Origin of the sequence: Hyphomonas atlantica corrig. (assembly GCF_017795365.1) — a bacterium.
Taxonomy (GTDB): Bacteria; Pseudomonadota; Alphaproteobacteria; order Caulobacterales; family Hyphomonadaceae; genus Hyphomonas; species Hyphomonas atlantica.
Map to the genome: position 1 here is coordinate 557185 of NZ_CP051254.1, position 19858 is coordinate 577042.

The 19858-nt window shown below is 59.8% G+C and carries 20 protein-coding genes; 12 read left to right on the forward strand and 8 right to left on the reverse strand.

What is annotated here, in order from left to right; all coding sequences use genetic code 11:
• Positions 1-35 precede the first annotated feature (35 nt).
• From pyrF to HF931_RS02800, 3 genes are read right to left on the reverse strand one after another with little or no spacing between them, the layout of a single operon-like run.
• Complete coding sequence (gene pyrF / locus HF931_RS02790) at positions 36-935, reverse strand: orotidine-5'-phosphate decarboxylase (RefSeq protein ID WP_273241790.1); 900 nt, start codon at positions 933-935, stop codon at positions 36-38.
• Complete coding sequence (locus tag HF931_RS02795) at positions 932-1753, reverse strand: S1 family peptidase (protein ID WP_273014459.1); 822 nt, start codon at positions 1751-1753, stop codon at positions 932-934. The genes pyrF and HF931_RS02795 overlap by 4 nt, the downstream gene beginning before the upstream one ends.
• An 18-nt stretch (positions 1754-1771) precedes the next feature.
• Complete coding sequence (locus HF931_RS02800) at positions 1772-2266, reverse strand: DUF350 domain-containing protein (protein WP_273241791.1); 495 nt, start codon at positions 2264-2266, stop codon at positions 1772-1774.
• Between the two features lie 30 nt (positions 2267-2296).
• Here HF931_RS02800 and HF931_RS02805 point away from each other — a divergent pair, with 30 nt between their 5' ends.
• Genes HF931_RS02805 through HF931_RS02825 form a run of 5 tightly spaced genes read left to right on the forward strand, consistent with a single transcriptional unit; the run spans position 2297 to position 4972 of the window.
• A complete protein-coding gene (locus HF931_RS02805) occupies positions 2297-3079 on the forward strand; it encodes a 3-hydroxybutyrate dehydrogenase (protein ID WP_273241792.1) in 783 nt (260 codons plus the stop codon).
• Positions 3080-3133: 54 nt separating this feature from the next.
• Positions 3134-3487 carry a hypothetical protein gene (locus HF931_RS02810; protein WP_273241793.1) on the forward strand — a complete coding sequence of 118 codons (354 nt, stop codon included), beginning with the start codon at positions 3134-3136 and terminating at the stop codon, positions 3485-3487.
• Between the two features lie 46 nt (positions 3488-3533).
• Positions 3534-4181, forward strand: coding sequence for a hypothetical protein (locus tag HF931_RS02815; RefSeq protein ID WP_273241794.1), 648 nt, complete (start codon positions 3534-3536; stop codon positions 4179-4181).
• Between the two features lie 18 nt (positions 4182-4199).
• Positions 4200-4589, forward strand: a complete 390-nt coding sequence (locus HF931_RS02820) for a heavy-metal-associated domain-containing protein (protein WP_273241795.1) — start codon at positions 4200-4202, stop codon at positions 4587-4589.
• Positions 4586-4972 (forward strand): hypothetical protein, encoded by a 387-nt coding sequence (locus HF931_RS02825; RefSeq protein WP_273241796.1) that lies wholly within the window; start codon positions 4586-4588, stop codon positions 4970-4972. Before HF931_RS02820 ends, HF931_RS02825 begins: the two co-directional genes overlap by 4 nt.
• Before the next feature lie 34 nt (positions 4973-5006).
• Here HF931_RS02825 and HF931_RS02830 read toward each other — a convergent pair whose 3' ends face one another.
• A complete protein-coding gene (locus tag HF931_RS02830; protein ID WP_273241798.1) occupies positions 5007-5684 on the reverse strand; it encodes an SCO family protein in 678 nt (225 codons plus the stop codon).
• A gap of 26 nt (positions 5685-5710) precedes the next feature.
• On the opposite strand from HF931_RS02830, the gene HF931_RS02835 reads away from it, so the two are divergent.
• The 3 genes from HF931_RS02835 to HF931_RS02845 all read left to right on the forward strand — a co-directional run bounded on the left by HF931_RS02835 (position 5711) and on the right by HF931_RS02845 (position 10047).
• Positions 5711-7081, forward strand: a complete 1371-nt coding sequence (locus HF931_RS02835; RefSeq protein WP_273241799.1) for an ActS/PrrB/RegB family redox-sensitive histidine kinase — start codon at positions 5711-5713, stop codon at positions 7079-7081.
• A 47-nt stretch (positions 7082-7128) separates the two neighbouring features.
• On the forward strand, positions 7129-7701 hold the full coding sequence (locus HF931_RS02840; RefSeq protein ID WP_035549182.1) for an ActR/PrrA/RegA family redox response regulator transcription factor: 573 nt from the start codon (positions 7129-7131) through the stop codon (positions 7699-7701).
• A gap of 108 nt (positions 7702-7809) precedes the next feature.
• On the forward strand, positions 7810-10047 hold the full coding sequence (locus tag HF931_RS02845) for a TonB-dependent receptor (protein ID WP_273241800.1): 2238 nt from the start codon (positions 7810-7812) through the stop codon (positions 10045-10047).
• A gap of 3 nt (positions 10048-10050) precedes the next feature.
• Here HF931_RS02845 and HF931_RS02850 read toward each other — a convergent pair whose 3' ends face one another.
• Positions 10051-12105, reverse strand: coding sequence for an ArnT family glycosyltransferase (locus HF931_RS02850; RefSeq protein ID WP_273241801.1), 2055 nt, complete (start codon positions 12103-12105; stop codon positions 10051-10053).
• Between the two features lie 166 nt (positions 12106-12271).
• Here HF931_RS02850 and HF931_RS02855 point away from each other — a divergent pair, with 166 nt between their 5' ends.
• On the forward strand, positions 12272-13003 hold the full coding sequence (locus tag HF931_RS02855; protein WP_035549191.1) for a glycosyltransferase family 2 protein: 732 nt from the start codon (positions 12272-12274) through the stop codon (positions 13001-13003).
• Positions 13004-13077: 74 nt separating this feature from the next.
• Here HF931_RS02855 and ccrA read toward each other — a convergent pair whose 3' ends face one another.
• Positions 13078-14334 (reverse strand): crotonyl-CoA carboxylase/reductase, encoded by a 1257-nt coding sequence (gene ccrA / locus HF931_RS02860; protein WP_035549350.1) that lies wholly within the window; start codon positions 14332-14334, stop codon positions 13078-13080.
• A gap of 161 nt (positions 14335-14495) precedes the next feature.
• Between ccrA and HF931_RS02865 the strand changes: the two genes are divergently transcribed.
• Positions 14496-15380, forward strand: a complete 885-nt coding sequence (locus HF931_RS02865) for an aminotransferase class IV (protein WP_035549355.1) — start codon at positions 14496-14498, stop codon at positions 15378-15380.
• Here the strand turns inward: HF931_RS02865 and HF931_RS02870 are convergent.
• Together HF931_RS02870 and HF931_RS02875 are read right to left on the reverse strand one after the other, a co-directional pair.
• A complete protein-coding gene (locus HF931_RS02870) occupies positions 15326-15628 on the reverse strand; it encodes a SemiSWEET transporter (RefSeq protein WP_051602507.1) in 303 nt (100 codons plus the stop codon). The two genes, HF931_RS02865 and HF931_RS02870, sit on opposite strands and share 55 nt — an antisense overlap.
• A 119-nt stretch (positions 15629-15747) precedes the next feature.
• Positions 15748-16263, reverse strand: coding sequence for a hypothetical protein (locus tag HF931_RS02875; RefSeq protein ID WP_273012583.1), 516 nt, complete (start codon positions 16261-16263; stop codon positions 15748-15750).
• 125 nt (positions 16264-16388) lie between these two features.
• Here HF931_RS02875 and HF931_RS02880 point away from each other — a divergent pair, with 125 nt between their 5' ends.
• Positions 16389-18374 carry a protein meaA gene (locus HF931_RS02880; protein ID WP_273241802.1) on the forward strand — a complete coding sequence of 662 codons (1986 nt, stop codon included), beginning with the start codon at positions 16389-16391 and terminating at the stop codon, positions 18372-18374.
• Between the two features lie 79 nt (positions 18375-18453).
• On the forward strand, positions 18454-19857 hold the full coding sequence (gene rimK, locus HF931_RS02885; protein WP_273241803.1) for a 30S ribosomal protein S6--L-glutamate ligase: 1404 nt from the start codon (positions 18454-18456) through the stop codon (positions 19855-19857).
• The last annotated feature ends 1 nt before the right edge of the window (position 19858 follow it).

The window sequence follows — 19858 nt, forward strand, 5'->3', positions numbered from 1 at the left end:
TGGAGGCAGGCCGATTGTCGAGACCTGTCTTTAGGTCAGGCGGGCGTTGCCGCGCCAAGCCGCGCATGCGTGGAGAGATCGGCCTGCGCCGCATCAATCGCAGCCTCGACAAGGGACGTCCACGCCGTCTTGTCGGCGGCAGATTCCGAACCGTCAGGGAAAGTTACCGACCGCGAGGCGTTCACCACACCACCTTCAAGACGCCTGTCCACTTCCGCAAAACCGGCAAGCGCATCCGCCGCGCCACCGCCCTGCGCGCCATATCCGGGCACAAGAAACAAGGCGTCCGGCGCGAGTGTCCTGAGTTTGCGAGCCTCATCTGGCCCTGTCGCCCCGGCCACCAGCATCAAGCTGGACCAGCCATCCGCGCCTTTGAGGCGCTCTATCGCGGGGGCGAGTGCCTCAACCACGCGGGCGTAAAGCGGCGCGCCTTCAAGATCCTTCGCCTGAAAATCGGCAGACCCAGAATTGGACGTTCGCGCCAATACGACGACGCCCTTCCCATTCGCTTCGGCCTGTTGAAGGAACGGCTCCAGCGTGTCCATGCCCATGTACGGGTTCACCGTGACAGCATCAGAATAGAATGGCGCGTCCTGTGACAGATAGGCAGCGGCATACCCTTTGGCAGTCGTACCGATGTCGCCACGTTTCGCATCTGTGATGACCATGAGACCCGCCGCTTTTGACGCATCACACACGCGCTGAAGGGCACGCATGCCGTCCGGTCCATGGCGCTCGAACAGGCCGACTTGAGGTTTCACCACACAGGCGCGGCCAGCTGCTGCGGCGACCACGGCTTCGCCCCAAGCCGCCAGCCCGTCTGGTGCGTCGCCGCCAAACAGGGCAGGGATACGCCCGGGATGCGGGTCAATGCCCACGCAAAGCGGGCCCAGCTGGCGCGCGCCAGCGATGAGACGAGAAGCAAAATGTGTCATGGGGTCACCCGGCAGGCCACTTTCACCACCTGCAAACGGCGGCGGGCATTATCAGATACAGGACCATAGGTCTCTTCAGCAAAGACTTCGGTTGGACCGTCTTCGCGGTTGATGCTCAGACTGGTCAGGAAGGCATCGACGGAGGTCGGCGCGGCGGTATAGATGCGGCCACGACGCGGGCTTTCCGCGACAATCACGCCCCGTACCGCACCATTCGCGTCAAACACCGGCCCACCGGAGATGCCCCCGAGCGGCCCGGTCAGGCCGCGTGTGCGTCCGATCTCGGCCCAGGCGAGAATGGGCTCTGCCCCTTCCCTGCGGCCCCGTGTGATCAGTTTCGAGCGGGACATCAGCTTGGTCGCCACTTCCCCCGGGCGCCCCTGTGGATAGCCGACATGATAGCCATAGGTGCCGATCCGGAGCGGAGATTCCAGATCCAGTTTCACCGGGTTCGGGCTACGACCTGTCGTCAGCAAGGCCAGGTCGTGATCAGGGTCCACGACAATACTGTCGACCGGAACATATTGGCCGGGGGCGACGAGCAGGCCGACAGAATTACATCCATCGACGACATGCCGCGCCGTGATCCACTGGCCCGACGTGTTTACGGCGAAAGCTGTCCCGATCCCGTCTTTCGGTTCGCTGACCTGCACCAGCACCTGTTCATCCAGCGGAGAGGGCGGCGGCAGCGTCGGGCCTTCTGATTCGATCTGGGCAAGCGGAGGCTCCGGCGCGTCCGCTTTCGGATCTCGCGAGAACAGGGTCCAGACGACAACGCCCAGAACCAACGCATAGATCACCCAGTCGAACGAACGCATGAAGTCTCCAGCCCTCCCCTAGAACCTTTGCAGCACCGGATCCCAAAGACCCGATGCAATGATCAGGGCCGAAGCCAGCTTGGCAGACACCAGCACGACGGCGGCGCCCGCTTCTTCCTCCTCGATCCGACGTGGAATATCGGTCAGCAGCACGTCCACGAGCCGGTAGACCAGCAACTGGATCAACAATGACACGATGCCCCAGATGGCGAGGTCGACCAATGTAACGCTTGATGCCAAACAGGAAGCGATGGGAATGGCCAGCCCGACAATCGCGCCCGCCAGCGCGAACCCGGCGGCGGCGTTTCCGGACTTTACAAGCGCCAGCTCCTTCCAGGGCGTCAGCAGCACATAAATCGTGCTGGCAGCGACCAACATGATGCCGGCCGCCCCCGTCCAGACCAGGAAGCGCGGGAAGGCCTCGACAAAAGCTAAAGTCTCACCGCCCATAAACGCTCGCCATTTCCTCTGATTTCCATTGACCCGAACTGAGCCATACTTATCCCTACCCATAGCATGCCATTGCCTCAAGGAGACAGATTCATGATCAAGGGGAAAACCGCCCTCGTTACCGGCTCGACCAGCGGCATTGGAAAGGCGATCGCCGAGCGGCTCGCGCAGGCCGGAGCCGATATTGTGCTCAACGGCTTCGGCGACGCCGATGAAATTGCGTCTCTCCAGAAAGAGATGCAATCGGAACACGGCGTACAGGTTGGCTATTCAGGCGCTGACCTGACCAAACCGGACGCCATCGAAGGCATGTTCGACTATGTGAAGAAGGAATTCGGCGGGGTGGACATCCTCGTCAACAATGCCGGGACGCAATTTGTTTCTCCGCTGGAAGATTTCCCCGTTGCCAAATGGGATCTGATCATGGCGCTGAACCTGTCAGCGGCTTTTCACACCACGCGCCTTGCGCTCGGGCCGATGAAGGAAAAGGGCTGGGGCCGCATCATCAATACAGGCAGCGCACATGCCAAGGTCGCCTCTCCGTTCAAGGCCGCTTACGTCGCCGCCAAGCATGGCCTCGCCGGCCTGACCAAGGTGACTGCACTCGAAGGGGCGGAACACGGCGTACGGTGCAATCTTGTCTGTCCCGGCTATGTGCATACGCCGCTGGTTGATGGCCAGATTGACGACACTGCGAAGGCGCGCGGCATGACCCGCGACGAAGTGGTGAAAAATGTGCTGCTTGCTGCCCAGCCAACCAAGGAGTTCGTGACAGCAGAGCAGATTGGCGGCTTCGTCGCCTTCCTTTGCTCGCCTGACGCCGACCAGATCAATGGCGCAGACCTGTCGATCGATGGAGGCTGGGTGGCGCAATAGGTCACTGCCTTGTAATTTGACGGGCGCGGCCAGTTTCATGATAGGAGTTGGTCAATGCTCCAAAGGATTGCTCTTCTCTGCTTCAGCCTGTTGCTGATTGTGTCTGGCACGGCCAGCGCCGCGCAAGCGGACTGTCCGTCTGCCAAGGCGAGCCAGATGGTTCACGCAATGGCGGCCGATTGCGACATGGGCATGATGGAGCATGCCCCAGCCGACGCGCCTGATGAACCGATGGATGGCATGATGGACAATGCAGCGTGTTGCTGTCCTGCCATCGTTGCGGCGCTTCCTACAGTTGCTGCAGGGGATAAGGTAAGCCAAACCTATCCACCGCTGTTTGATGCGCCGCTGGACGCACATCCCGTCTCGATCACCTTTGTACCGGAGCCGCCCCCTCCCCGGGTGTGATGTTTCCCGAGAAACATCCATTCAACCCGGAACAAAGGAGAAGGCCTTGTCCTTCCTATCCCGCGCCGCACCTGTTGCGGCATGCCTGACTTTGGCGGCCCTGCCCCCCATGGCCGAGGCACGTCCCGTTTCCTATCCCGGAGGCTGGACGGCAATGCAGATGAACAATGGCGATGCGTCGTCGCTCCATCTGCATTACTCGCCAACGGCCTCGGATTCCATCGGCTTTTATGCCGAGCGGAACTGGGCCGAAGACGTGCAATTCACCGGCCTGCAATACAATCGCCTGCTGCAGCGATGGAATGGCCCCAGCAGTCAGGCCAACACCTATCTGAAACTGGGCGTTGGTGAAGCTGACCCGTTCGGCGATGCGTCGGGAGAGCTCTCAGGTTTCGCGGCATTCGCTGCGGACTGGGAAACCCGGCGCTGGTTTACCTCCTATGAGGCACGGGCGACCGACTATGCCGGAAACCAGAGCCTGCGCCACAGTGCGCGGGTCGGCGTTGCCCCCTATATCGGCGACTTCGGAGACCTCCATACCTGGCTGATGCTGCAGGTGGACAACCACCCGGAAGCAGCCGAGCCCACAACCACAACCCCTCTCATCCGGTTCTTCAAGGACGTCCAGATGGTCGAAATCGGCTATACTCTGGAGACCGAGGAACTGCTTGCGAACTGGATCATCCGGTTCTGATTTACAGGAAACACAGACATGAAACTGAACAAGATCGCCTTTGGCATCCTCGCCCTTTCCGTCCTGACTACGCCAGCATTGGCTGACGAAATGATGGACCATTCAAAAATGGATCATTCTGCACATGAAGGTGCAGCGCCCGATCTGGTGGACACAAAAGACGTGGCCGACTCTGCCCAAATCGTCACCGCCAAGGTGAATGGCCTTGTCTGCGATTTTTGTGCGCAGGCCGTCCGCAAAGTGTTCAAGAAACAGGACGCCGTGGAAAGCGTGACTGTGGACCTGGACAACGGACAAATCGTCCTTGGCCTGAAGGCCGGCGCGAGCATGGATGATGATACAATCGGAAAGCTGATTCGCAAATCCGGCTATTCGCTCGTCAGCATAGACCGGGGCGACGACGCATGAGCGGCGAAGTAAAAGCGCCAAGCACGCTGCCGGCCTTCCTGTCTCTGTTCACTTCGACGGGAACCCTGATCTGCTGCGCCCTGCCCGCACTGCTGGTCAGCATCGGTGCAGGGGCCGTCATGGCGGGCCTGATCGAAGCGGTTCCGCAGATCACCTGGCTCGGCAAGAAGAAGGAGCTGGTCTTCTCTATCGCAGCAGGGATGATCGCAATGGCCGGAGCCTGGCAATGGCATGCCCGTTCGCTGCCCTGCCCAGTCGACCCGGCCCAGGCACGCGCTTGCACACGGGCGCGCCGGATCAGCTGGATCGTCTGGTGGATCAGCGTTGGCGCATTCGTGATCGGCGCATTCTTTGCGTTTTTCGCAGCGGGCCTGCTGGCCTGAAACAGACAGGCCCGCCAGCCCGGCGGGCCTCTAACTATTCTGCCAGCAATTCGCCAAGGCAGGCCGAAATGGTCTCTGCCGTGTCTTCATGTGTGAAGAAGGTTTTCAGCTGCCAGTCCTCGTCCATCAGGTACAACAAGGATGTGTGGTCCATCGTGTATTCCGACTGGCTGCCCGATTGTTCGATCCGGGAATAATCCGACAGGAACTCGTCGGCTGCCGCGCGTACGTCTTCCGGTGAGCCTGTCAGCCCGACCAGGTTTTCCGGGAAACGGGGCGCTTTCACGTAAGCGGCAAGCGCTTCTGGCGTATCACGCTCGGGATCTACAGAGATCAACAGGGTCTGGGGCGGCTCAATATTTTCAGGCAACTGCGAATAGGCGCGCTCCACATTCACCAGCGTCATCGGGCAGACATCCGGGCAATAGGTGAAGCCAAAATAGATCAGCGTCGGACGGCCCTTATAAGTCTCTTCCGTGACGCGCTCGCCCGCATCATTGATCAGGGAAATCGGCCCGCCAATCTCGGGATAGGCCCGGCCAGTGCAACTGGCCTGCACGCCGCTGGACTTGGCACGCGGGGCAGTGTCAGCTTCCGGCGCAGACGATGGGGAACACGCGGCCAGCAAGGCGGCGGCCAGCAAGGCGGATGGGGCAAGGAGCGATCTGATCATCATGAAGGCGATATGGGCCGCAAGCGGCGCTTGGCGCAAGCGTCACGCTGCCGCATAAGGCACAAATGGATGATTTAACCCGCGACGGACACATAGATCTCGACGATGCGATCTTCACCCTGCCCCCGGAAGGGCTGGGATCGGCGCAGTCGGCCCTCGGGCGGACGCGCCTTCGTACGTTCATCACATTGCGCTGGCTTGCCGTGGCCGGGCAGACCGCCGCTGTACTCTTTGTTGCATTTGGCCTGAATTTCGACATGCCGCTGGCGCTTTGCCTGTCGATTATCGCCGCCTCGGCGTGGCTCAACGTCTTTCTGTCTTTCGCCTTCCAGAGCCAGCGCCTGACGCGCGGCTGGGAGGCCACACTGCAATTGGCCTTTGATACCGTGCAACTGGCGGCCTTGATTGCTGCGACGGGCGGCCTGTCCAATCCCTTCCTGTTGCTGTTGGTGGCTCCGGTGACAGTGGCCGCACTGAGCCTCAGCCCGTTCCGGGCGACGCTGATTGCGCTGCTCGCGCTCCTGCTGGCCGCCCTCATGCCGATGATTCACCTGCCCCTGCCCTGGGGCGTTGCCGATAGCACTGTTGCCCTGCCGGCGCTGTTCCAGCTTGGCCAGTTCGCGGCGCTTGCCGTCGGCGTTGTCTTTTTTGCCCTTTCGGCGGCGCGGGTCAGTCAGGATGAAGCGCGGCTCGTGCGGGCGCTGGACGCGGCCGGCGTGGTGATGGCGCGAGAACAGAGACTGTCAGCCTTGGGCGCGATGTCTGCCATGACAACCCACGAGCTCGGCACTCCGCTGGCGACAATTCATCTGGTTGCAAAGGAACTTCAGGGCGACCTGGGGCCGGACGACCCACGCGCAGAGGACATTATCCTGATTGCCGAACAGGCCGACCGCTGCCGCGCCATTCTGGCCACCATTCGCGAAGCGCGGGAAGCCACAGACATTGTCCACGCCCAGATCCCGCTCGATTCACTGGTTGCCGAGGCGGCCGCCCCCTTCAAGGGCCTGGGTGTTGAGGTGCGTGTCCGGGCAGAGGCCGGAGACGGCGGTGATGCTCGCGCCCCGGTCCTCAAGCGCAGCCCGGAAGTGCTGCATGCGCTGGGGGCCTTCATCGAGAATGCTGTCAGCTTTGCCGATACGCGCGTGAATGTGGTGGCGACTTGGACGGCGGACCAGATCATCATCACAATCAGCGATGACGGCCCCGGATTTGCTCCGGAAGTGCTGCCGAAACTGGGCGAACCCTATGTGTCGCAACGCGGCGAAGCGCATCTGGGCGGCGGCGACATGGGGCTTGGCTTTTTCATCGCCAAGACGCTGATTGAGCGCACAGGTGGCCGCATTGCGACGCGAAACCGGACACCGCCGAAACGCGGCGCTGTGGTCCAGACCCTGTGGCCACTGACTCTTTTGCAGGCGCCTGACTTGGATTAAGTGACGGTTCAGACCTATATGGCCAATATTACACCAAGGATAAGATCATGGATCGGCCAGTTAACGTAAATCTGCACGAGAGCCTCAAGGATGTTGAGGACCGCTCCTGTCTCGTCATGGATGATGATGGCCCCTTCGTGCAGCGTATGGCCCGTGCCCTGGCTCAACGCGGTTTTGTGGTCTCTGCGGTATCTTCGGTCTCTGAAGGCAAGGATATTGCCCGTCTTAACCCGCCCGCTTTCGCGGTTCTGGATCTGCGCCTGGAAGATGGCAGCGGTCTTGATGTGGTGGAAGTCCTGCAAAAACACCGTCCTGACGCGCGCGCAGTGATCCTCACCGGATATGGCGCAATTGCGACAGCAGTCGCCGCTGTGAAGGCCGGAGCCGTCGATTACCTGTCGAAGCCAGCCGATGTTGACGATATCATCCGTGCGCTCACGGCTTCACCAGACGAAAAACCTGCCCCGCCGGAAAATCCGATGTCTGCGGACCGTGTACGTTGGGAACACATTCAGCGCGTGTACGAATTGTGTAATCACAATGTTTCCGAAACGGCACGTCGCCTAAACATGCACCGGCGCACACTGCAGCGTATCCTCGCAAAACGGGCCCCCCGGTAAACCTGAACCTGCAGCAGTGTTGCCAGAATACGTCGGTTTCGCTCGTGCAGCTCAGCTATCAGCTAAATGAAGTTGCGTCGCATTCCAGCGGGTTGGTAACTGCCGCGCATGAAACAGAATTCGCGCTGCGTCGCCCCGCTCATTCTTGCCTCGCTTGCCCTGCCCGCCGCCGCCCAAACCGGTGACACGGCGCAAAGGCTGGACACAATCGTCACGACTGCCACGCCGAGCGCAGCGCCGCTTTCAGACATCCCCATGTCTGTCAGTGTAATCGATAGTGGCGACCTTTCACTGGCTGATGCCTATGTCAGCGCGGAAGACGTGACCGACCTGCTGACGGGTGTCGAAGCCGCCGTGGCCAATGGCACGCAAGTGGCCTTTCAGATACGTGGCGTTGGCGCGGTCGACCATCAGGCACTCACCCCAACAGCGGCAGCTGTTTATTCCGATGGCGTTTATCTTGCGACGAACGTGCAGACCGGATTGATGCTTTACGATCTGGACCGAATTGAAGTGCTGAAGGGCCCGCAAGGCACGCTGTACGGACGCAACGCCTCCGGTGGGGCGATCAATTTCATCACGGCCCGGCCGGGCAATGACCAGCGCAGATATGTCCGTCTTGGCTATGGCAATCTGAACCGCATGGACCTGGATGGCGCATATGGCGACTCTTTCGATTCCGGGTTCAGCTATCGGCTCGCCGGGCGCTACCTGTCCCGTGATGCAGCTTTGGACAATGTTGCAGGGCCAGAGGCCGCAGGTGGTGAGCGTGACGAGTTCGGCGTACGGCTAGGCCTCAATTGGGACAGCGTCGCGGATGGATCACTTTTGCTGCGCACGCATTATGAAGAGGATAATGGCGTCAACGCCGCCCCGCGTAATGACACCCTTGATCTGGACGATCATGAAATCGCGGTTGGCAGCGACGGCATTCAGGATACGGACAACGAATTCTACGGCATCTCAGCCGAATACGCGCGCGATATTGGGCGCTGGGCACTCACATCCCTGACGGCGTTTGAGGGCTATAATCAGGAATACGGATTTGATTTCGACGGCGCGGTCGCACTGTTTGGCAATCCGAACTTCAACGCCAACCTCGCCTACCTCCGAGACTTCCGCCAATATTCGCAGGAAATCCGACTGCACACGGATTGGGATGGCGGCAGCACCATGATTGGTGTGTCGGGATCAATTGAGAACTTCAGCCAGACCTACACAATCTGGTGCGGCGAACTCGACGCCGACACCCTGTTGGGAACCTGCCCCTATGTTGGCGCAGCGAGCCGCGCTGGCCCCACCCCCGTGTCTGATACCGCTGCCATGACGCTCGTGACAGACATCCGTCAGGATCGCTCCACCCTTGCGGCGTTCACGCACAATGAGTTCGACCTCTCCGACAGCCTGACCGCGACGCTGGGCGCGCGCATTACGCGTGAGGAAATCGAGGGACAAGGCAGTGGGCGGCATATTTTTGAAGATGGCACCATTGGCTACAACAATGTGGGCGGGCTCGGCCTAGCTGCAGGGTCGAATGAAATTGAAGAGACATATCTCTCAGGCCACGCCGCCCTATCCTATGCGATGGAACATGGAACGGCCTATGCGTCCGTCTCCAACAGCTACAAGTCGGGCGGCTTCAATGGCGAAGTCCAGAACAATGTGACCCATTTCGCGGATGAAGGCCTGTTCGATGCGGAAACCGTGACGGCCTATGAGATCGGATATAAGGGGAAGACAGACCGACTGACCTATGCGGTCGCCGCCTTTGCACAGGACTATTCTGACCCGCAGGCCCGCATCTTCGTGAACTTTGTGTTGCCGGACGGCTCCAGCATCACCTCCAACTCCCTCTCCAATCTGGACAAGGCGATTTCCTATGGGATGGAGGCTGATTTCAATTGGCAGGCTACAGAGCAATTTGCCCTGCAAGGCGCACTCACCCTGCTCGAAACCGAAATTGATCAGGAATCCGACATTGGCGGCAATGCAGATACTTTTGACGGCAACCCCCTTCCCTTTGCACCTGACGTGTCAGCCACGTTCGGTGGCCAGTATGAATTTGCGGCCACGGACACGATTGATGGACGCATTTCCATTCATGCCAAATATCGCGGTGACTATTATCTTGATCCGGAAGGCTTGGAGAGCCGCATGCAGGAAGGCTTCACAACCCTGCAAGCCGAAGCAAGCTTCACCCTCAGAGACACGGGCGTCACGCTCACAGCCTGGGGTCGGAACCTGACAGATGAAGACTATGCCGTGTCCGGGTATGGCTTCATCGGCTATGACACGTTCCGGTCTGACCCGCGCACCTATGGCCTGCGGATCGGATACGAATTCTAGCCATCAGTCCGGACAGCCGCCCGCATCAAACCTCAAGGCGCGGAAGTTGACTGGATCACCATTGGAATAGTTCAGTGCGTAATAGGATTCGGTCTCGGTCACGCAAAGCGACATCTGCTCTGCCTGTGACCGGAGATGCGTGAGTTCATCCTGAATGGGCGGCTCGGCCTTGCGGTCTTCCAGATTGACCAGATAGACCACCGGATAGGCTGAAAGATCCTCAGGCAGGTCGAGCGGCGTCTCTGGCGGATGCAGATTCTGTGTGCCCAGCGTGAGCACATAGGACGGTTCTGCATAGCCGAGCGCCAGAATACGCTGTGGCGCTTCCCACGCACATGCCTCACCCGGCACACCGCACACATCCTCCAAGGCAAGACGCGCCGTCTCTGTCGGCTGCACCCAAATCTGGGTTGGCAACATGAAAATGCGAACATGCCAGCCAATCGCCACGGCGGCATAGATGGCAAACATGGCCGCATTGCACTCATGCCGGCGGCTGAACTCGATAATCGCGACGCCGCACAGCGCAAAGCCGATCCACCAGAACCAGAGCGGGAATTCCCGATAGTCCGTCCAAGTCTCCAACACATCCTTGGGCAGCGCCGTCGAAAAGTCGCCTGCCGTCTCTGCCATGAAATAGGTCGTGACCCCGGGAAAGGAGACCGCCAGCAACAGGATGGCACCGAGAGCGAACAGTGCAATGGACACCCACCGCGTGACCGGCAGGAACTCACCTTCCATCATGCGTGTCGAGGCATAGCCCGCCATGAGCCCAAACGCCGGGTAAGCTGGCAGAATGTAGTGGCTGAGCAGCGTCGGCATCAGCTCAAAAAAGGCGTATGTCAGCAGAGCCCAGGCGACGAGCAAGCGCATGGCACGCGTCTCGTCAGGAATCACCTCCTCGCCCACAGGCCACCGCGCCATCCATGTGTCACGGCCCGACAGCCACCAGAACACGCCAATGAATAGCGCAGGCCAAGCCGGAAGCGGTTTCAATGATGCAACTGAGTTCAAGGAGCTTGCGATCATCCCATCGCCTTGCGGGCGCGGCATGAAGGGCAACACATAATTCAAGGCAAGCAGTCCGACGAAGATCGCACCGCTGACAAGCACGACATGCTTCAACCAGGCTTGCCCGCGCGGACGACTAGGCTTTAGCCGTTTCCACGCCGCCACGAGCCCCGGAACGAAGAACAAGGTGGCCGGGAAGAACCAGGCCGGAATGTGCGTCAAATGATAAAAAGGCCAACCGCCGTGCCCTTCGGACGCGCCAGTGAACTTGTCTTTCAGATCCTTGCCAACCGCGCCCTTGATGTATTGCCCGTCGGTCGCCGCCTGAATCCACAGGAACCAGGGCAGCACCATCGCCACGAAGATCGCGGGCCCCGGCCACCATGTCAGAACGCGCCACCAGTCGCCGCCCTTCCCATCTGTCGCCTTGGCCCAGACCCAGGCGCCCATGCCGGCATAGGCCGCCACCATAGGCGTAACTGGCCCCTTGATCAGGAAGCTTGTGCCCATGCAGGCCCAGAACAGTAGCGCCATCTTCTTGGACTGGTCTCGGCGCATATAGAGGCGCGCCAATGCGCCAATGCTGAGCGTCGTCAGAAAAACCAGAACGCCATCGGTTTTCGAAATGTGTGCTTCCGAAGTCAGCAGCAGGGTCGCCCCAAACAGGGCCGAACCGACAAAGCTTGCCCTGCGACCGACCAGCACCAGCCCGGTCCAGAAACAGGCAAGTGTCCCGAACGCTGCGCCGAGCCAACTGGGCACGCGATATGTCCAGATCTGTTTTGCCTCCGGGCCGGTGAAGACAGCCGTCGATGCCGCCTGCAGCCAGTGAATACCAGCCGGCTTCTTGTTGCGAAGCTCGTCCTGATACTGGATGCGGATATAGTCCTTCTCTTCCAGCATCTCCTTGGAGGCCTGCGCAAACCGGCTTTCATCCCTGTCCAGCGCGGGCAGGTTGAACACGCCCGGCGCGGCTGCCCCGAAGGTCAGGATGAACAGGACAACCCACGGCTTCCAGCCGGTCGACAGTCGATCAAGCAAAGTCATAAATGCCGTTTACCGTGTTCATCCCGGCGCGTCTTCATTGTTTTGCGCTGAGTTTCAGTAAGCGATAGATGCGCCATAGGGCTCGCCTTGCGTCAAATCGCTTTGTATGAGCGTGCGAAACCTGCCTCGCGCGCGTGCGCGATTCCCCTGCTGAAAGGTGCCAGCCATGGCCCAGTCACTCGAATTTTCCATTGTCGTTCCGGTTCACAATGAATCCGGCAATGTCGAACCCCTGGTCACCGAGATTCATCGCGCGCTGGATGGCCGCGCCTTCGAGATGGTGTTTGTAGATGATGCATCCAGCGACGATACGCGTGCACGTCTCGTGGACCTGAAGGCGCGTTTTCCAATGCTGCGCGTCATCAGCCACCGCAAGAATGCTGGCCAGAGCCGCGCTATACGGTCCGGTATCCTCGCCGCCCGCGCACCAGTGGTCGGCACACTTGATGGCGACGGTCAGAACGACCCGGCCGACCTGCCAGATCTCTACCGCCAGCTGACACGCGCTGACGCACCGGAATCCCTAAAAATGGTGATGGGGCGCCGCACCAAGCGTAAGGACACCGCGTGGAAACGCTTCGGCAGCACATTTGCCAACAGGATCCGCAAGCGTATGCTGAAAGATGATTGCGATGATGCGGGCTGCGGCGTGAAGGCGATTTATCGCGACGCGTTCCTGCAGCTTCCCTATTTCGATCACATCCATCGCTACGTCCCTGCCCTGATGCGGGCGGAGGGGTTCGATGTAGAATATCGCGATGTGAACCACCGCGAGCGTGGCTCCGGCAAGTCGAACTACACCAATTTTGGCCGACTGGCTGATGCCCTGTCTGATCTTCGCGGCGTCATGTGGCTGATCCGCCGCCGTCGCAATCCGGGCGGCATGGACGAGCTTTAGCCTGGCGTTTTCAGAGCAAGGAAAAACCCCCGCCGATCATCGCCGACGGGGGTTTTCCTATTGGGTCGGAAGGGTCAGGCCTGTCCGCTGACAGCGAGCACGTCTTCGACCGTGCGCAGGCCCGGCTTCGGCGAGGTGACCAACACGGCCATGTTGCCTGGAAGGTGCTTGTTATCCAGCATCTTCTCATGCGCTGCCGGAATGTCTGCCCAAGGGAAGACCTCCGACATGCCGGGATCAATCCGGCGATCAATGACCAGCTTGTTGGCGGCCGAAGCCTGTTTCAGGTTTGCAAAGTGGCTGCCCTGCACCCGTTTCTGACGCATCCAGAGGAAGCGCGCATCCATAGTCAGGTTAAAGCCTGTCGTGCCGGCACAGATCACAACCATGCCGCCACGCTTGACGACAAAAACCGACACGGGGAACGTGGACTCGCCCGGATGTTCGAACACGATGTCGACATCCTGCTTGCCGGTGATTTCCCAGATCGCTTTGCCGAATTTGCGGCTTTCCTTCATGTAGTCACTGAATTCCGGGCCGTTCACTGTGGGCAATTGGCCCCAGCAATTGAAGTCTTTCCGATTCAACACGCCTTTCGCGCCAAGCGACATGACGTGGTCGAACTTGTCATCTGACGAAACGACGCCAATCGCGTGCGCACCGGTGACAGCACAAAGCTGAACCCCAAAACTGCCAAGTCCGCCGGATGCGCCCCAGATCAGGGCGTGCTCACCGGGCTTCAAAATATGCGGGCGGTGTCCGAACAGCATCCGGTAGGCCGTTGCGAGTGTCAGCGTGTAGCAGGCGCTCTCCTCCCAGGTCAGATGTTTCGGACGCGGCATGCACTGACGCGCCTGAACGCGGCAGAATTGCGCAAAAGAACCGTCCGGAGTCTCATAACCCCAGATGCGCTGGCTCGGCGAGAACATCGGGTCGCCGCCATTGCACTCCTCATCATCGCCATCGTCCTGGTTACAGTGGATGACAACTTCATCGCCCGGCTTCACGCGAGTCACCTTGCGGCCGACCGCCCAGACAATCCCCGCGGCGTCTGAGCCTGCGATGTGATAATCCTGCTTGTGAATATCGAATGGCGAAATCGGCTCGCCCAGCCCGGCCCAGATGCCGTTATAATTCACGCCAGCTGCCATGACGAGCACCAACACCTCGTCGGAATCGATCTCCGGCACAGGCACTTGCTCAAGCTGCATCGCCGTTGACGGTCGACCGTGGCGCTCCCGGCGAATTGCCCAGGCATGCATCATTTTCGGTACGTGGAACTCCGGCGGGATCTCACCGAGTTCGTAAATGTCTTTTGTCTCCCTTGCCATGGCAGGGGGGCCCTCCTCCTTGATTACACTTCCGGAACGCATTGGCGCACATTTTTCATGTCTTCACAAAACATCCGGTTCCCGCCACCTTGGCCGCTGAGTGTGACGCATGCAAGAATTTTGTTGCGCTGCACAAAAATCAGCAAGGGGGCGTTGCATTCATGCCAATGGGCGACATCGTATATCTGAACGGCGCATTTACCCAGCGGCAGGATGCGCGGATTTCCCCACTGGATCGAGGATTCCTTTTTGCTCATGCCGCCTATGAAGTAACTGCAGTCTATGGCGGACGATTGGTCGATTTCGAGGGCCACGTTTCACGGCTCCGTAACACGCTGGACGCCATCGCCATCCCGAACCCGCACAGCGCCGCTGACTGGGAAGACCTGCATGTACAGCTCCTGCACAGGAACGGTTTGCAGGAAGGTCTGATCTATTTGCAGGTCACAGCCGGTGCATATGACGGACGCGACTTTGCCGGGCCGGATGTCTTCACACCGACCGTACTTCTTTTCGCCGATCATCGCCCCTTGATCGGTCCGGTTGCGGAGCATGGAATTCGCGCGATCTTCCTGAACGATATTCGTTGGCGGCGGCGCGACATCAAGACAACCCAGTTATTGTCTCAGGCCCTCGCCTATAGATCCGCGCGTGAAGCGGGCGCGCAAACCGCGTTCATGGTGGAAGATGGATACGTTACCGAAGCCGCCTCAGCCAATTCGTGGATCGTGACCGAGGACGACCAGATCATCACCCGCAACCTGTCCAGCGACATTTTGCCCGGCATTACGCGCGCACATGTTATTGCCCGCCTGAGAGATCGAGGCCTCACCGTGGAAGAACGCGCCTTCACTCCCGATGAAGCCTATGCTGCGCGGGAGATCTTCACCACCTCGGCCGGTGCGATGATTGCGCCTGTGGTCCAGTTGGAAGACCGCCCTGTCGGCGACGGCAAGCCCGGCCCGGTAACCCGTCTTGTACAGCGGCTATATTATGAAGCGCTGGGCGCAGACGTCTCCAAAGTGGCCGCCTGGGCCCTCGCCTGAAGCGTGTGGCGCACTTTCAGGCCCAAAATCACACTCGCCAGAAGGATTGTAACCAAGTTGGCGATGATAATCGGCATTGAGTTGAGCAGGAAGCCGTAGACCAACCAGCCCGTCACGCCCGCCGTGAACATCGTGTACATGATCAGGGAAATGCCGTCCGTCCGGCCGGTCCGGATGACCATCAGGGCCTGTGGCAGGAATGAAAGCGTGGTGAGGGCAGCGGCCACAAGGCCGATCATGTCAGTCATCGCCGGAAACTCCGTGTACGCAGGGGCGCTATACCTGATTTCAGGTAGCCGCGAAATGTCCAGAAAGCCGTAGCAAATATGGGGATGTTTGCGCTAACGGATTTCACACAGGAAGATGGCTATTCCTTGTCGATGATCTCGCCTTCGATGATTTCTCCGTTGCCTTCCCCTGCTCCGGAACTTGCGCTGTTGGAAAAGCCTGTATTCATCTGGCTCATCACTGCCGACACTTCCTGTGTTGCGATGCGCGCACTGAAAGTATTTGCCAGCAGGGCGATGCCCGTTGTCGCGCAGAATAGCCCGACATCCACCGCGCCATATCCGCGCGCCAGGGACGTCTCTCGAAACAACGCAAACACGCCGAGGCAGACAATGAACAATCCTGCCAGCAAACCCGCACGCACGGCGAACCCTGGCAGCAGTCCCGTCACTGCGGGATACCCTTCATGGCCAGTCAGTCGATGCAACCGGAAACGCTCAACCCAGCTGGCCAGAAGCATTCCGGCCGCCAACGCCGCCACCATAAGCACGCTGCGCTCCAGAAGCGCCGCGACGACCACGCCAAGCGGAAAGATGAGGATAGCGATTATCCGCAGAAGCAAGGCGGACTGGATCAGACTGGTCGGCTGGTTCACGTATTTCTCCTCTCGCCTCCATCTGGTTGCTCTGACATCCTGACGCAAGCATGCACGCTTGCCTTGTGTCGTTTCACACGGCATGTTGCGGCGCAACATAATAAGGGGAGAATTCCGTGGCAGACATGGATAAAGCATACCAGCACACGCCGGACCGCCCGTGGATCTTTCGGACCTATGCGGGCCATTCCACGGCGACGAAATCCAACGAGCTCTATCGCGGCAATCTCGCCAAGGGCCAGACAGGCCTGTCGATCGCCTTCGACCTGCCCACACAGACCGCCTATGACGCCGACCACATCCTTTCAAAGGGCGAAGTCGGCAAGGTCGGCGTGCCCGTGAAGCATCTTGGCGATATGCGCCTGCTCTTCGATCAGTTGCCGCTGGAAGAGATGAACACGTCCATGACGATCAATGCGCCGGCGGCCTGGATGCTGGCGCTGTACGTCGCGCTGGCAGATGAACGCGGAGATGATCGCAAAAAGCTGCGCGGGACGACCCAGAACGACATTGTTAAGGAGTATCTCTCCCGCGGAACCTATGTGTTCCCGCCCGAGCCGAGCCTTCGCCTGATCTCCGACATGGTTAGTTGGTGCTATACTGAAGTGCCCAAATGGAATCCGATGAATGTCTGCTCCTATCACCTGCAAGAAGCGGGCGCGACACCGGAGCAGGAACTGGCCTACGCGCTGGCGACGGCAATCTCTGTTCTGGATACGGTGAAAGCCGGCGGACAAGTTCCGGAATCAGACTTTGAGACTGTTTTCGGTCGTATTTCATTTTTTGTGAACGCCGGTGTCCGTTTCGTTACGGAACTTTGTAAGATGCGTGCCTTTGTGGAACTCTGGGAGGAGATTGGCCGCGAGCGCTATGGCGTCACCAGCCCAAAGGCGCTGCTGTTCCGCTACGGCGTTCAGGTCAACTCGCTCGGCCTGACCGAGCCGCAGCCTGAAAACAATGTCTATCGCATATTGATTGAAGCGATGGCGGTCACGCTATCCAAAAAAGCTCGGTGCCGCGCCCTGCAATTACCGGCCTGGAACGAGGCGCTTGGCCTGCCACGCCCGTGGGACCAGCAATGGTCTTTGCGCCTGCAACAGATCCTCGCCTATGAGACGGACCTTCTGGAATATGAAGACATTTTCGATGGCAGCCACGTCATCGAATCCAAGACTGAGGAATTGAAAGCGCTGGCCCGCGATACACTTGCCGACATTGATCAGCGCGGCGGGGCGACGAAATCGATCGATTTCATGAAAGAAAGTCTGGTCGACGCTCATATCGAGCGCATCAAGGCCATCGAGAGCGGCGAGCTGACTGTGGTGGGCGTCAATCGCTATACAGAAAGCGAAAACAGCCCGCTCGGCGCGGGTGACGGCTCGATCCAGACTGTCGACCCCGCAGAAGAATCTGCCCAGGTGCGCGACTTGAAGGAATGGCGCAGCCAACGCGACCAGTCTACCGTCGATGAGGCGCTCGCCAATCTGAAACAGGCCGCGCGCGATGGCACCAACATCATGGAGCCATCCATTGTCTGCGCGAAGGCCGGCGTTACGACCGGCGAATGGGGCACCGCGATGCGGGAGGTATTCGGTGAATTCCGTGCGCCGACGGGCGTTGCAATGGTTATCAAGACCGAAGGCGAGGAAGATGTCACCGCGGTCCGCAAGGAAGTTGAACGCGTTTCCGAAGCGCTCGGCCGCCAGCTGACCTATGTGCTCGGCAAGCCAGGCCTTGATGGCCACTCCAATGGCGCCGAGCAGATCGCCGCGCGCGGCCGGGAAGTGGGCATGAATGTCGTCTATGAGGGCATTCGTTTCACACCATCCGAGATCGCCGCGCAGGCGAAGGAAAACAACGCCCATGTCGTGGGCCTGTCGATCCTGTCCGGAAGCCATTTGGATTTGGTGCGCGAAACGATTGCCGAGCTTCGCAAGGTCGGCCTAGACAATGTCCCGGTTGTTGTGGGCGGCATCATCCCACCGGAAGATTCCCGCGCCCTGCGCCAGATGGGCATCGCCCGCGTTTACACGCCGAAGGATTTCAAGATCACCGAGATCATGGGCGACGTGGTGGGCATCGTGGACAAGGCATGGCTGGTCGAAGGCTGAGGCACACAATCTGCGCATTATAGATTGAATACCTGACCGTTCGCCTTTATCGGGCGCGCACAAGCAGGAAGGCTTCACCATGCCCCATTCCAAACCTTTTGAACTCGGCTGGGAGGAATGGCTCGCGCTGCCTGATCTTGGCCTGCCAGCAATCAAGGCGAAGGTGGATACAGGCGCGCGCACGTCTGCGCTGCACGCCAGCGTGATTGAGCCATTTGGTCCGGCTGACGCGCCGCAAGTACGCTTCCTGATACAACCAGACCCGAACAATCCCGCGCTCGAGGTGACGTGTTCAGCACCGGTCGTGGACCGCCGCGACGTGACAAGCTCGAACGGGGAAACAGAGCTGCGCTATGTAATCCAGACCGATGTGGAAATGGGTGGCCGACGCTGGCCGATCCAACTGACGCTAACCAATCGCGAAAGCATGTCCTACCGGATGCTGTTCGGACGCGGCGCAATCCAGCCCGACATGATTGTCGATGCCAACGCGTCGTTCCGTCAGCCGAAGCTGGACTTCGCCGCCTATGCCGGCCTGCCGAAAAAGCGCCCTGTAAAACGCCCCCTCCGGATCGCCCTGCTAACGCGTGAGCCGAAGAATTACTCCAGTCAGCGCCTGATAGAAGCAGCGCAAGCGCGGGGCCACGTGATCGAAGCCATCGACACGGCACGCTGCTACATGCAAATCGGCACAACGCACCCGCAAGTGCATTATGATGGCAAGGCGCTGCCGCGTTATGACGCCGTCATCCCGCGTATCGGTGCGGGGATAACGGATTACGGGCTCGCCGTATTGCGCCAGTTCACCAATACTGGCGCTTTCTGCCTGAACAGCGCGAGTTCCATCGGGCATTCGCGCGACAAGCTGATGGCCCACCAATTACTTGCGCGCGCCAAGATAGACATGCCGGTCACCGCCTTCGCCCACAGCCCGAAAGACACGAAAGACCTTATCTCTCTGGCGGGTGGCGCGCCCGTGGTGGTGAAGCTGCTCTCATCGACACAAGGCAAAGGTGTTGTGTTGGCAGAAACGCGCAAGGCTGCGGAAAGCTTGACTGACGCCTTCCGCGGGCTGGACGCCAACTTCCTGGTTCAGGAATTCGTGGAAGAGGCGGCCGGGACCGATGTGCGAGCCTTTGTGATTGGCAACAAGGTGGTAGGCGCAATGAAGCGCCAGGCACAGAAGGGCGAGTTCCGGTCAAATTTGCACCGTGGCGGCACCGCATCCACGATCAAACTGACGCGGCAGGAGAGAGATACGGCGCGGGAGGCAGCAAAGGTACTTGGCCTGCGGGTCGCTGGCGTAGACCTTCTGCAAACGGAGAAAGGCCCGAAAGTTCTGGAAGTGAATTCCTCCCCCGGCCTTGAGGGTATCGAGTCCGCCACGGGCAAGGATATTGCCGGCCTGATCATCGAACATCTTGAAAGCCAGGTCCGGCCGCTTGCCCGCGTTCGTGAACCTGCATCACGCAAGCGCCGCTGAA